Source organism: Anabaena sphaerica FACHB-251 (assembly GCF_014696825.1).
GTDB lineage: Bacteria > Cyanobacteriota > Cyanobacteriia > Cyanobacteriales > Nostocaceae > RDYJ01.
Genome location: NZ_JACJQU010000030.1, coordinates 1 through 13,690 on the forward strand (window position 1 = coordinate 1; position 13,690 = coordinate 13,690).

The window sequence follows — 13,690 nt, forward strand, 5'->3', positions numbered from 1 at the left end:
GACAAGCACCAAATCACTGAGGAGCCGTGTGAAGTTAACGTTTCATGCACGGTTTTGTAGCCGAGTCAGGAGGGTGACTTCCTGGCTTAGGCATCCATATATTTTACAATACTGTTGCCTTTCCATTTTCATTTGTGCTTAATCAATTCTGCTGTTGTAATTGCTGCCAAGCTTTGTATATATGTTCTGGTTTAAAGATAGTGCGTTTTATCTCGCCACTAGTAAGTATATCTTGGTTGTGATCAAGAATTATTTGGATATATTTGCCCTGGTCTAGAACACCGATTACTGAAATAGTTTTCTAGCAACACCCCTATTTCAGCCTGAAATTGAGCATTGGAGAGTATTTGATAGCCTTTGCCCAGTTTAGATTAATATTTTTCAGGTATTACCATTAGATCGGGAACTTTCTTTGGTTCTTACCTGTGATGGATATTTAAGCAAATACTAGCTCAATCTGTAGCATGATGATCAAGAAGTATTTATTTGAGATGGTTAGTAACTGATGACATTTGAAAAAGGTTTCATTTATGACTATCAATCGATCAGCATTAATCTCTGTATTGGGTGCCGGCTTGCTTATGTTTGGTGTTCCAGCTGTAACACTCACTCAATCAGCATCGGCACAACAAAAAACAAAGCAAGCTACCTTTGCCAATCTGATTGCAGCTCTCAACAACATCAGCGCAGAGATTCAAAATTTGAGTGTTCTCAATAATCTGACTGTTAGCCAAGTGAGGGTGGTTAATGTTGAGAATCTACTCAATGATAATAATGTAAAAGTCTTCAATGATGCTTTGAATAAAAACAATGTTCAGATCCTCACCTTACGCAATGTTCTCAATAATAACGAAGTGATCCAGAATGTTCTGAACAACAACAATGTTGATATCGGTCAAGTAGTTGCCATTGATGTTCTTAGTGGTGGCGATGTTATTGTCTTCTACAAGTAGTTAGAGCATTTCTAGGTCATAAGCTTCAGATAGCTTAAGTAGTTGTAGCGACCTGCAATAGACCTCTCCGGAAATATGGTAGAGACGTTCCGGCGGAACGTCTCTACAAGGGTTTCAAACCACGCACATTTAATTACCGGAGATGTCTAATAGACATGACCTTTCTAGAGACGTTGCATTCAACATCTCTACAAAGGTCATGTCAGACACATATTTGAATTTGGTCGATGTCTAATGGGAAACTAAGACACCATAAGTAGGTAGGCGTTGAAAATTGTCGTTATGGCAAGGCAAGAGGCAAGAGGGAAGAGACCTTCAGAGATTTTAAATTTTGTTACATACCTTGGTTTTTCCGAGCCGACTTACTTACAAGAATCTGTGTCTAAACCGAAACGTCTGAAAGATAGATTTATTTCCTACCTGTATTCATGCCAAATGCGATAATAATTGCATATTGAAGCTAAAAAAGCATGAAATTTATTGGTATTGATTTGGGCTGGAAATCACAACCGAGTGGTTTATGTTACTTAGAATTAATAGATGGAAAACTGCAACTACTGGATTTAGATCGCCAAGATGCCATTGCAGACATCTTGACTTGGATTGATAACACCATAAAACTAGAAGAATCAGCCATTATTGCTGTAGATGCACCCACCTTGATCCCCAACGCTATTGGCAGTCGTTTACCAGATAAACTTAGTCATAAATACTTTGGTAAATATCATGCTGGATGCTACCCAGCCAACCAAAACCTAGCCTTTGCAGAACGCACTATTAATTTTGGTTTAGAATTAGAATCCCGTGGTTTTGTTCATGCACCCTGCATTGAACCTCAAAAACCAGGTAGATATCAAATCGAAGTCTTTCCCCACCCAGCTATAGTTAACTTATTTCAATTAGAACGCATCCTCAAATATAAAAAAGGAAAAATTAGAGATCGCCGTTTAGAACTAATCAAACTATATAATTACATCATAGATATTCTCCCTTCACTTTCTCCTCCTCTGCGTTCTCTGCGTCTCTGCGGTTCGTTTCCTTCAGAAATACCAAACACAGGTGCAGCACTCAAAGAAATAGAAGATAAACTAGATAGTTTAATTTGCGCTTATGTGGCTGCATATTGGTGGTTTTGGGGAACAGAAAAAAACCTAGTGTTAGGAGATTTGAGTACAGGTTATATTGTTGTACCTCAGAGAATTTGTACCTAAGTTTTCTATAGATTTTTGTGTCTGAATCAGTCAGAAAATATCCAAAATAGATCATGTTATTTCCGTTTACTAATCCATATTCCTAACATAGCGATAAGAGTACATTCAATGGTAGCAACAACACTTAAAAATAAAGAAGCATAAAATGGATTCGCTGAACTATTGAGCGGATACAAAATGTTGATAAGTCTGTAGTATTGCCGCTTCTTCACCATCTACACAACTTAACAGTTGTTGATATGCCTGTAAACGCTTTTCATCCATAAGCTAGGGTTGGGTTAGGGTAGCATTTATGATCATGCTTCAATAGTATTTTCCCCATTTCGGACAATTTTATCCTAAAAATCCTCAAATCTTGAATATCCTGATTCAGCCCAAAAAATCCCCATCCTGTAAATCCTCAAATCTCCTCAAATCCTGGACATCCTGATTCTGACAATTATTTATTCTTCCCAAAAATCAACATTTAACATTGCTTCAATATCACAACTAAACGGCCACGTATCAGGAAACTCAAACTGCGGATAACCATTGCGGACAATTTTCAGAGCATCTGTGTAAGCTTCATCAAACACTTGGCTAAAATAAGGCTTGAGACTAGGTGAATTTTTGAGTAACTTTCTGATTCCAATCCTTTGTTTAATAATTGATTCTACCCACCCACGATAACAATCAGTCATGTTCACATAATTCCGCTTGAGAATATGTTCTAAAAGTTCTACTAACCTATTTTCAAGTTCACGTTTATCTGAGCGCCCCAAGTCCTCTATCTCCTCAATCAAATTCTCAAAATCTAACCCCTCAATATTCCTACTCCGTAACTTATTGACCGTATCCTCAATCCACAGTAAATAGTCTTGTTCATATAAAGATATTGCAATCGGTGTCTGTGTCATTGCTGTACATCCTGTAAATGACCTAATTCCATTTTAAGTGAAATCATTTGCAATGTTTAACTAGACAATCAACCTGTAAACTAGCAACGCTAACACAATTTAAGTTGTTTTAATATTTTGCTTATGCAAAGCATAGCATATAGTGATAAATCAAATCCTAGAAATCCTGATTCAGACAATTAAATCCTGAAAATCCTCAAATCCTGGACATCCTGATTCTGACAAATAAATAACAAAAAGCGTTGCCAACCTCAATCAGCAACGCCTAATATTAAAGATTCAAAAACTATTCAGCCCAAGCAATTAACCGGGGTTCATAAGGAGTAGCAAGGTATTGGTTTTGTGGTAACACACGCAAAGATAAACCTTGCAAACCAGAAGTGGTGTAAGTGATATCTACCGTGTAAATGCTTAAGCCTTGATTATCTTCTCCTTGATAATCCATCTCCACTGGTACAGCGTTGACAATATCGCCATTAGCATCAATGGAACCTTGATATAATTCCACACGCACATCATCATTTGTTAAAGTGGCTAAATCAACCTTAGCTTTCACAGCTACCGTTTGATTAACCTCAATTTCTGATGCTGCGGAGACATCAATATCTTTGATTTTGATGTTAAACCAGTGCTGACCTAATTTTGCTTTCCAAGCTGCTAATTCTTTAGCTGGGGCATAGTTATCAACTGTGAGGGTATGATAGCGATCGCTGGCAGGGAAATAAGCTCTCTGTGCATATTCCCGCACCATCCGCGCTGTATTAAAGAAAGGACAATTCAAGCGAATTGCATCTTTCATTTTCGCTACCCAGGGACGGGGTAAACCATCGCCATCACGGTGATCATAGAATAAAGGTACAACTTCCTTTTCTAACAACTCGTAGAGAGCGTTAGCTTCTATTTCATCCTGATAATTAGGATCTTCGTAATTTTCCCCATGTCCTATCGCCCAACCAGTGCGGACATAATCAGCCTCATCCCACCAGCCATCTAGTACACTTAAATTAGGCAGTCCGTTCATAGCAGCTTTCATGCCGCTAGTACCAGAAGCTTCACGGGGACGACGGGGGGTATTTAACCAGATATCACAACCAGCTACCATCAACCGGGCAATGTGAATATCATAGTTAGGAACAAACACCACCTGTTTTTCTAAATGGTTTTCGCGGATAAAGTGATTGATATCGCGGATGAGTTCTTTACCGGGAATGTCTTTGGGGTGTGCTTTCCCCGCAATCACAAACTGCACCTTGCGATGTTTATTACCTAACAAAATCCGCTTGATTCTTTCCAAATCACGCATCCATAAAGTAGCGCGTTTGTAAGTAGCAAAACGACGAGCAAAACCAATGGTTAAAACATTAGGATCGAGAACTTCCTGGGCTTGGGCAATATCAGAAGCAGAAGCACCGCGATCACGTAAATGCTTGACCAAATGATCCCGCACATACAAAATCATATCCAAACGACAGCGTTCGTGATTACGCCATAACTCCTCATCGGGAATAGAATCCATCCGTTCCCACATAGGGCTATCTGGTGGTGCTGACGACCAGTTTGGACCAAGATAGCGATCATATAACTCCTGAGTTGATTTAGCCACACAACTGCGAGCATGAACACCGTTGGTAATGGCCGCAATTGGCACTTCCTCTACTGGTACTTTTTTCCACAAACCTTGGAACATTTGCCGCGATACAACACCGTGCAGTTGTGCCACACCATTAGAAAATGTTGCCATTTTCAATGCCAACACAGCCATACTAAAAGGACCAGATAAATCCCCAGTATTTTCTCGTCCCAATCCTAAAAATTGTTCCTTTGGTAAACCAAATATATCTGCGTAGTAACCCAGATAATACAAAATCTTATCGGGAGCAAACAAGTCTATCCCTGCTGGTACAGGGGTGTGGGTAGTAAATATATTACTGGAAGACACCACCTGTCGAGCTTGAGCATAACTCAAACCCTCTTCCTGAATCAAAATCCGAATGCGTTCTAAAGCCGAGAAAGCCGCATGGCCTTCATTCATATGGTAAGCTGTCACCTTGTATCCCAAGGCTTTCAACATCTGCACGCCACCGATCCCCAGCATAATTTCCTGGTGGATACGCATATCGATATCACCACCATACAACTGATCGGTGATATCGTGGTCATACGCCTTGTTAGGCTCAATGTTGGTATCCAGCATATACAGTGGCACTGTACCCACTTGTACACGCCACACTCTAGCGTATACCTTGCGTCCTGGATAATCTACCGCAATCCGTAGCTCTGAGCCATCAGGATTACGTTCCAAATGCAAGGGCATATTATAAAAATCGTTGATGGGGTAGCGTTCTTGCTGCCAACCATCAGCATTCAGATACTGGGCAAAATAACCCTGTTGATACAATAAGCCTACACCCACCAGAGGTAATCCCAAATCACTAGCAGATTTGAGGTGATCCCCCGCTAGTACACCCAAACCACCTGAATAGACAGGTAGACAATCTACCAGTCCAAACTCAGCAGAGAAATAAGCGTAGCATTCCTTTGGGTTCTGACTACGCTGTTTGTGATACCAAGTGCGCTCTTGCAAATAATCTTCTAGTTGTCGAGCAGCACGATCCATTTGTGCTAGGAAGCCTTCATCTTCCACAACTTCCAATAGCCGCCCTTGGCTGATAGTACCCAGCATCAACACTGGGTTATGACGGCTAGATTCCCACAAATCTGGATCTAAACGACGAAATAAGTCTTTGCTCTCAACATTCCAATCAAAGTGTAGATTGTATGCTAATTGCCGCAGTGGTTCTAGTCGTTGCGGTAGGGAAGGAGAAACGTTAAATGTGCGAATTGGCTGCATATTGTGAGACAAGTTCAAATTTGGCTATGGTTATTGTTTACTGTTTTTACCTAATCTTGCCAATTCTTTATACTATGTTTGTGAATTTCTGATGACTTTGTTAAGTATTAAGAATAATTTTCTCATATTTTGCTAGAATTTACACCAAAAAACGTTTTTGGTCTATGAGTTTCCGTCATTGAATTTCTTAATTTACATAAGATTTAATTTCTTGTTGTTACTTATGTAACCCTTAGAGTTGAAAAAATTTATAGTTATCACCATGGACAGGGTGCTTAGGACATCAATTGATAATGAAACTCCCATTACAAGAGGGTTTTACTCCTGACTCCTGACTCCTGCTATACCATTAGATTTTAGTCTAAAAATACTAACTACTGTATCAACAAACGGGAATATTTTTAATTATTTCTTAATATTTTCAGTCTTGAAGTATTCTTCCCAAAGCATTGGTGTAATTCCTGTTTTTTTTACATAAACAGCTAAAATTTGTCTAAGTAAACCAATAATCAAGGAATTTTCCCTACAAAATTTTAGCAAAGTGATAACAACCGCGAACGAACAAGTCAGCGATTCCTACGCTTCGCTATCGCACTCAGCTTCGCAAAATTTAATAATCTGCTGAGATATGCTAATCAGATAATCATTTATATACCGACACAAGGCTGATCATGGGTATTGTAAAACTTCGCCCAATCCATAGACAAATATTGCCATCTATTGTCATTCATAACAGTGAAACCAGCTAATAGATGGGGATAGAGCAAACCTCAAGCCAGATAATTATAGCAGAAGGCAAGAGGCAATCTTGCTCTCATGCAAGAGTAAAACCCTTGTTATTCTTTGGTTTCAAGGACTAATCATGTCCTAATTATCCTGCCTACAGCTATGGCTACACAAAGCAAACTATAAAAAATCAAATCCTAGTCCTACAGATTACCATATAATAAAACTGTATCAAAATATGCAATATTGCTACTATTACAGATACAAACCATAGAAAATAAACGGATTTTTTGGGGAAAGTTATCCATAAAAAATAAATTATGCTATGGTGAATAGCAATTGTCGTTAAAAGCTGCTAATGTTAGTGAAGTTGTGATTTTCTTAGCCTATAACTCATTTGTGTGCAGCATGATTAGAGCATCATCCTGTAAAAATTCATTGCCAGACAGCCGTCATAGCAGTCGGGGAAGTGCTTACTTGTTTGCACCGATGGTCAACTTCAATGTCATGGCAGAAGTTGGTGATACTCCACCCTAAATTTTTATACTAAAACACACATAAAAATTCAAAGTAATTCTAGGCAAAAAACCTTGATTACATAGATTTTCAAGTAAATAAATCACACTTTAATGAAAGTTTCGCACAATCGCTCTTAGAGGATGTTTTAAAAGTGGTTGGTGATGTCTCAAAAACCCTCATATCCCCCCTAACCCCCCTTGATAAGGGGGGAATAAAGTTTAAAAGTCCCCCTTTTTAAGGGGGATTTAGGGGTATCTCGATACAACATGAGACTTTACAAACATCCTCTTAGCGTAGCCCTTACAGGAGCCGTAGGTATTTATCGTCAGAGTAGACACAAAAAAGCAATGGAAGAAAAAGATCACAGGGTGTGGTTCAGCATAATTGTGAGCTACTTTTTTGGGCTTTAATACCTCTAACTGAACTGTATTGAGATATCAACTTTCGTGAGAATAAGATTTTTACCTGAAAATCCAGAAGGCAGGAAATGAGGTTTTCTCAGGCTGTAGCTCAATACTGTTCGGTTAAGGATTTTAGTAGGTTGGGTTGTAGCAAGATCCCGTAGGGTACAAAGTGAAACGTTCCATTGCTCCGCGAACGTTTACGTTCCACAACCCAACCTACATAATTTCATTGTTTTGAGCTTAACCGACAAGTATTGGGCTGTAGCTGACTGCGGAATTCTAAATAGTTACTAATTAAACGAATCCTAGTAGAAACACTAGAGAAATCCGGTTTGATTACTGAAAATACCTGTGTAGGCAGGCAAGAGGCAAGAGGCAAGAGGATTGTAGAAAATTAAGGTGTACCGATTTTTGTATGGCTACGCCACGCACGCTATCAAAAATCGAATAGGAGTCCTATAGAAGCGAAAATACGATTTTGAACAAACTTCAAACTTGTCAAACAAAATTTACTGGAGAGATTTGCAGCCATGATTAACCAACAATATTCTGCCAAATTACAGCGATTTCAAGAACTCCTATTAACTACCTTATTAGGTGATATTCCGACAATTTTTTTGGGTCCCCAATTGAGAAGGTTAGGATATCGCCGTCTTTTTGCAGCCCTGGGTGAAAAAGTGTATATTCAGCATGGCGCTGAGTTTCTCTGTACTAACTCTATTGAAATTGGTAATGGGGTACACATCTTTAAAAATGTCCGTTTAGATGCCAAAGGACACCCAAACAATAAAATTTTTCTAGGAAATGGAGTGGCAATTGAGCGCAACGTGGATATAGGCTGCATGGAAAATACTTCCATACACATTGATGAGGATACTTTCATTGCTCCTAATGTCTGTATTGCCGGACCTGGAGACATTAGAATTGGTAAGCAATGTATGATAGCATCCCAATGTGGGATCTATGCCAACAATCATAATTTTGCAGATCCGTTCTTACCTATAAAACAGCAAGGCATTACCTGTAAGGGAATTGTGATTGAGGACGACTGTTGGATAGGAAATGGAGTAACTGTATTAGATGGCGTGACTATTGGTAAGGGTAGTGTCATTGGTGCAGGAGCAGTAGTCAGTAAAGATATTCCTCCCTATTCAGTTTCTGTGGGTATACCTGCACGAGTGATCAAAAGCCGAAATGCCAAAGAACTAGTGCCATCTTCTCAAGCTTGAGGATAAATTGGGGAATAGATGATTGGGGAAGAGGGAAAAATAAAACTGATTATCCAGTCCCCAGTCCCCAGTCCCCAGTCCCCAGTCCCCAGTCCCCAGTCCCCAGTCCCCAGTCCCCAGTCCCTAGTCCCCAATCCCCAGTCCCCAGTCCCCAGTCCCCAGTCCCCAGTCCCTAGTCCCCAATCCCCAGTCCCCAATCCCCAGTCCCCAATCCCCAGTCCCCAGTCCCCAGTCCCTTGAACTCCTTGTTTCTTGAGAGATCTCTCCAAAAAGTGACCAGATGTGGGTAAGATAGAGGAGCTATATTTTCTGCGTAGCAGATTGCTGAGAACTTTTTTGTCTTACCCCTGGGAGATATTTCTATGGTGACTTTAAAAATCGCTGTTTATATTGTTGTTGCTTTCTTCGTCGGAATTTTTGTGTTTGGATTTTTGTCAAATGATCCTGCACGTAACCCCGGCCGTAGGGATTTAGAATAAGAACACAACAAATTTATTGCAACGGCTGGAAGGTGGACGACACTAAACGCCCGAAACCTGGCACAAATCTGGAAAAATAATACAGTGTCCTCCTCTTGGCGGCTTGCTGCAAGTCAGCAGAAGGCGAAAGTCGGAAGGCAAAGTGTAATTAATCCTTCCGGCTTAATATGTGGCTTTCTTTTAGCTCGATTTTCCTGAGATATGCTTCATCCAGTTTTGCCACCTGACTCACCTCCTGTTCAAGAATACATACAACCTGCTAATCCTCTGGCTGCTGCTCCTGTTGTCGAGGATGAAACTGGGATAAAGCAACTGGTAATTCCAGGAAATACCGAGACTGCTCATAGTCTGGCAACTTCCACCAAGGCTAATCAAAATGATTTGGTGGTTGCCAAACCGTTATATTCATATCCTGTTCCAGAAACTTTACCTCCAGAATTTTCCCCCCTCACTGTTTCTAGAAGTGCGGCGCTTTTAGGAAAATCCTTGGCGGTTGGTAATCCCACGCGGGAAAATGCTGATGCTGATGCAGGAAAATCCTTGGCGGCTGGTAATCCCACGCCGGAAAATGTTGATGCTGACAACACATCACTCGCTAAATTTCCACCAATTTCTGGCGAAGTTGCCAATACAGACAACGTATGGTTATCTGATTTACCAGTTGTTATCAAAACGCCAGCCCCAGTAGAACATAAAAATACTGTAAATTTACACAAATCTGGGGAGAAAATTCGTCTTTCTGGAGAGATAGAAACGGCAGAAAATGTTCCAGGTTCTTTGCCAGTCCAAAATATTATTGAGTTCAAGCCACGTAATCCTAATAACCAACCATCAACTTCTACGACTGTAGAATTTCCGCCAAACCCAGAAACTATTTCACCAACAGATCAACCGACTGGGAATACTCAACAAGCAAGGAAACGAATTGTAGAGGTAATAGCTGATCGTCAGGAATATGATGAGCAGAGGCGAATTGTTACGGCAGAAGGTAATGTGGTGGTGCGATTTGATGGAGCCGTGGTAGATGCCGATCGCCTGCAAGTAAATTTGGATAATTTAATTGCTGTGGGGGAAGGTAATGTTGCTCTAACTAGGGGTAATCAGGTATTGCGGGGAGAACGCTTTACTTATAACTTTATCCAGGATAGTGGGGATCTAGAAAATGGCAGGGGCGAAATTTACATCCCCTCAACTCAAACAGATTTCGCTTTCTCACCCTCCCCAACTACAGATATTACAGCAGGTGGTATACCTAGCCGCCCACCCAGTGACCGCATTCGCGCTAATCAACCGATTACTGGTGTGGGTAGTCCCGGAGGTATTGATGTTACCATTGGTGGTCAACCAGACGCGAGAAACATTCCCGCACCAAAAACAGGTGGTGTTGTCAAGCGGTTGCGATTTGAAGCCGAGCGCATTGATTTTTATCCGCGTGGTTGGCAAGCTGAGGATGTGCGGATTACTAATGATCCTTTTTCACCACCAGAATTAGAATTACGGGCTTCTAAAGTGACTCTGACGAGGGAAGCACCTTTGGTAGATCGTATTACTACCCAGCGTCAACGTTTGGTATTTGACCAAAATGTTACTTTACCTATCCCTATTGATAACCAAAAAATTGACCGTCGGGAAAGGCAAGTTAATCCATTTATCGTCTCTCCAGGTTTTGATAATGGGAAACGGGGCGGTTTGTATGTAGAACGCAATTTTACAGCCATAAATAATGATCAGACACGCTGGAGCATTACACCTCAGTTCTTTGTACAAAGGGCTTTTGAAGATAGTAGTAATGTGGCAGATTTATTGGGTGTAAAAACTAAGCTGAATACTGTTTTGGGTCCGAAAACTACAGTTGAAGGCAAGGGAGAATTAACAAGTCTGGATGTCAATAAAGTAGAAAATGAGTTACGGGGGAGTTTACGGTTGCGTCAGGCTTTGGGTGAGGTAAATCCTCATACATTGAATCTGGAATATAGCTATCGCGATCGCCTTTACAATGGTACTCTCGGTTTCCAAACTGTGCAGAGTAGTCTGGGTGGTGTGATCACTTCTCCTATCATTCCCTTGGGGAAAAGCGGTATTAATCTTAGTTATCAAGGAGGCGCTCAGTATATTAATGCTAATACGGATCGCTCAGATTTACTGGAACCACAACGCAAAAATGACCGTATTTCTTTAGGTCGGTTACAAGGTAGCGTGGCTCTTGGCACTGGTTTCTTGCTATGGCAGGGAAAACCATTACCACCGACTGCGACACAAGGATTAAAATATACACCTAATCCGGTAGTACCTTACTTGCAAGCGATCGCTGGTGTGACGGGTACTAGCAGTTATTACACCAGTGGCGATAATCAAAGTACCTTGATTGGTACAATCGGTTTAGTCGGGCAGGTTGGTCATTTTTCTCGACCATTTTTAGATTATACAGCCTTTAATATTAGTTATTCCCAAGGTTTCAACAGCGGATTATCACCTTTTTTGTTTGATCGCTCAGTGGATAACAGAGTCCTCAGTGCTGGTATATCACAGCAAATATATGGACCATTTCGCTTAGGCTTGCAAACATCAGTGAACCTAGATACAGGTCAAGAAAGTAGCACAGATTATATTGTGGAATATAACCGCCGCACTTATGGGATTGTATTGCGTTACAATCCAGTGTTAGAATTAGGTGGCTTCACTATCCGCATTAGTGATTTTAATTGGACAGGTGGTACTGATCCATTTTCTCCAGATGAGATTAAGCCTGTTGTGGGTGGTGTGCGTCAGGATAATTAAGAATTCATAAAACAACACAATCACCCCATCTATCCCAAATTTCTCTTAGAAGGTAAATGTTGTTCGCACAGTACCAACATAAATGGTGTCATTACTATTATCATGTTCCGGGTTTGTAATCACAAAAAACCCCGGAGTTATAGCCAAATCATCCGTGATAGGAAAGTAGTAAAAAGCTTCTAGATGTAAAGATGTATTTTTATCCTCAAAGACTTTACCGAAACTATTATGAGTCACTTTGGGGGGTTGACCGACTACAAAACCGACAAAGCTACCTTCTTTACTAATATCTTTGAGAGTTAACAACATTGCCCATGTCGAAATAGTAGCATTTGCATCTGTTGGTAAATCTTCTGTTTCAGCATGAATAAAACCAACTCTACCACCAAGAGTAATAGTTTTATTAAGTTGCCAAGCTGCTTCTGCACCAAAAGAATTAGCAGTAATTGAATTTGCCTGATCATTAAACGGATCGCTAGTTAATTCACTGCCAGTTCCCGTATTCAAATTGTTGTGAGAATAGACGTATGTCAAACTAAATGCTGTTGTTTTAGAAGGTTCGAGAGTGAGTTGAGCGATCGCACCATTAGGACTAGCAAAAATTCCCCTGTTTGGATCATCTGCATCACTAGCAATATATCCCAATGAAAAGTTAACAGCATTATTGAAATTATGAGAAATACCAATACCGACTCCCCCACCTTGTCGTCGAATGGGATTTTCTCTGCCAAATGTAGAAATAGAACCATCTCCACTACCGCTAAAAAGAGGATTGATACTAGGAACTAAATCACCTAAACCTCCTCCTAACCCATATAAAGTCATTCGGGTTTGTTTCCCTAACCTAAATCTATATTCTATTTCATCTAATTCCACCTCATTATCATCATCACCATCAAATCCTAAATTTGACATTTTAGTGCCTGTGACATCTTCTAATTCTGGTGTATTGCTGCCTTGTAAACGCACTTGCAATTTATCTTTACCTGTGAAACTGCTTTCTAAACTGAGACGGACACGGTTACTAAATACTAAGTTATCATTAATTGGCTTATTAGTATTCCCAGCTTTTTGTTTACCCACCACTCCAGTTACAGCAAAAATCACTTCTCCCTCTAGTTCAACATGGGGTGAAAATTGTTGATTTTCTAATTTATCAACCTTGTTTTCTAATAAATTAACCCGGTTATCAAAAATCTTTAATTCTTCTGAAAATTCCGTTTGTAATCTTTCAAGGGCAGTTAAAGTTTCTTGATTTATTAAATTAAATTCACTATTAATAATCAACCTGTTGATACTAGCAATACAAGCATTAAGTCTAGCTGCAAACTCGTATCTAGTCAGACTTTGATTAGGAAAACTTGTATTTTCAGACGAAAGATTTACACAATTATATTTTTCAGCCAATGCTTGTAGAGTTTTAAATCTCCAACCATCAGCACTAATATCCGATAATCGAGAAACAGAATTGATTTGATTAAAATCATTAACAATATCTGAAGGTATAGAATTAGCTTTGGTTTGACTATTAAGAATGAAAGAAACAAATAAACTCATCAAACCAGTTTTTAGTAAATAACCACAATTACCCACAGCAATCTCCTGAAAATTACAAACCTCTCTTCTCAGCACCATTTAGGGAAG

The 13,690-nt window shown here is 39.9% G+C and carries 9 protein-coding genes; 6 read left to right on the forward strand and 3 right to left on the reverse strand.

What is annotated here, in order from left to right:
• Positions 1-530 precede the first annotated feature (530 nt).
• Entirely contained in the window at positions 531-953 is a 423-nt protein-coding gene (locus H6G06_RS25615) for a hypothetical protein (RefSeq protein WP_190564885.1), read from the forward strand.
• A gap of 470 nt (positions 954-1,423) precedes the next feature.
• Positions 1,424-2,164, forward strand: coding sequence for a DUF429 domain-containing protein (locus H6G06_RS25620; RefSeq protein ID WP_190564886.1), 741 nt, complete (start codon positions 1,424-1,426; stop codon positions 2,162-2,164).
• A gap of 443 nt (positions 2,165-2,607) precedes the next feature.
• Here H6G06_RS25620 and H6G06_RS25625 read toward each other — a convergent pair whose 3' ends face one another.
• Together H6G06_RS25625 and glgP are read right to left on the reverse strand one after the other, a co-directional pair.
• Positions 2,608-3,060, reverse strand: a complete 453-nt coding sequence (locus H6G06_RS25625; RefSeq protein ID WP_190564887.1) for a DUF29 domain-containing protein — start codon at positions 3,058-3,060, stop codon at positions 2,608-2,610.
• Positions 3,061-3,346: 286 nt separating this feature from the next.
• Positions 3,347-5,911: an alpha-glucan family phosphorylase gene (glgP, locus tag H6G06_RS25630; RefSeq protein WP_190564909.1), complete on the reverse strand. Its 2,565-nt coding sequence runs from the start codon at positions 5,909-5,911 to the stop codon at positions 3,347-3,349.
• Positions 5,912-6,976: 1,065 nt separating this feature from the next.
• Between glgP and H6G06_RS25635 the strand changes: the two genes are divergently transcribed.
• The 4 genes from H6G06_RS25635 to H6G06_RS25650 all read left to right on the forward strand — a co-directional run bounded on the left by H6G06_RS25635 (position 6,977) and on the right by H6G06_RS25650 (position 12,046).
• Positions 6,977-7,174: a hypothetical protein gene (locus tag H6G06_RS25635; protein ID WP_190564912.1), complete on the forward strand. Its 198-nt coding sequence runs from the start codon at positions 6,977-6,979 to the stop codon at positions 7,172-7,174.
• A 916-nt stretch (positions 7,175-8,090) separates the two neighbouring features.
• The gene (locus tag H6G06_RS25640; protein ID WP_190564888.1) at positions 8,091-8,789 is read left to right on the forward strand and encodes an acyltransferase; all 699 of its coding nucleotides are present in this window, start codon (positions 8,091-8,093) and stop codon (positions 8,787-8,789) included.
• A gap of 362 nt (positions 8,790-9,151) precedes the next feature.
• Positions 9,152-9,268 (forward strand): photosystem II reaction center protein I, encoded by a 117-nt coding sequence (locus H6G06_RS25645; protein ID WP_013190888.1) that lies wholly within the window; start codon positions 9,152-9,154, stop codon positions 9,266-9,268.
• 201 nt (positions 9,269-9,469) lie between these two features.
• Positions 9,470-12,046, forward strand: coding sequence for a DUF3769 domain-containing protein (locus H6G06_RS25650; RefSeq protein WP_190564889.1), 2,577 nt, complete (start codon positions 9,470-9,472; stop codon positions 12,044-12,046).
• 45 nt (positions 12,047-12,091) lie between these two features.
• Here H6G06_RS25650 and H6G06_RS25655 read toward each other — a convergent pair whose 3' ends face one another.
• Complete coding sequence (locus H6G06_RS25655) at positions 12,092-13,681, reverse strand: iron uptake porin (protein WP_190564890.1); 1,590 nt, start codon at positions 13,679-13,681, stop codon at positions 12,092-12,094.
• Positions 13,682-13,690: the final 9 nt, after the last annotated feature.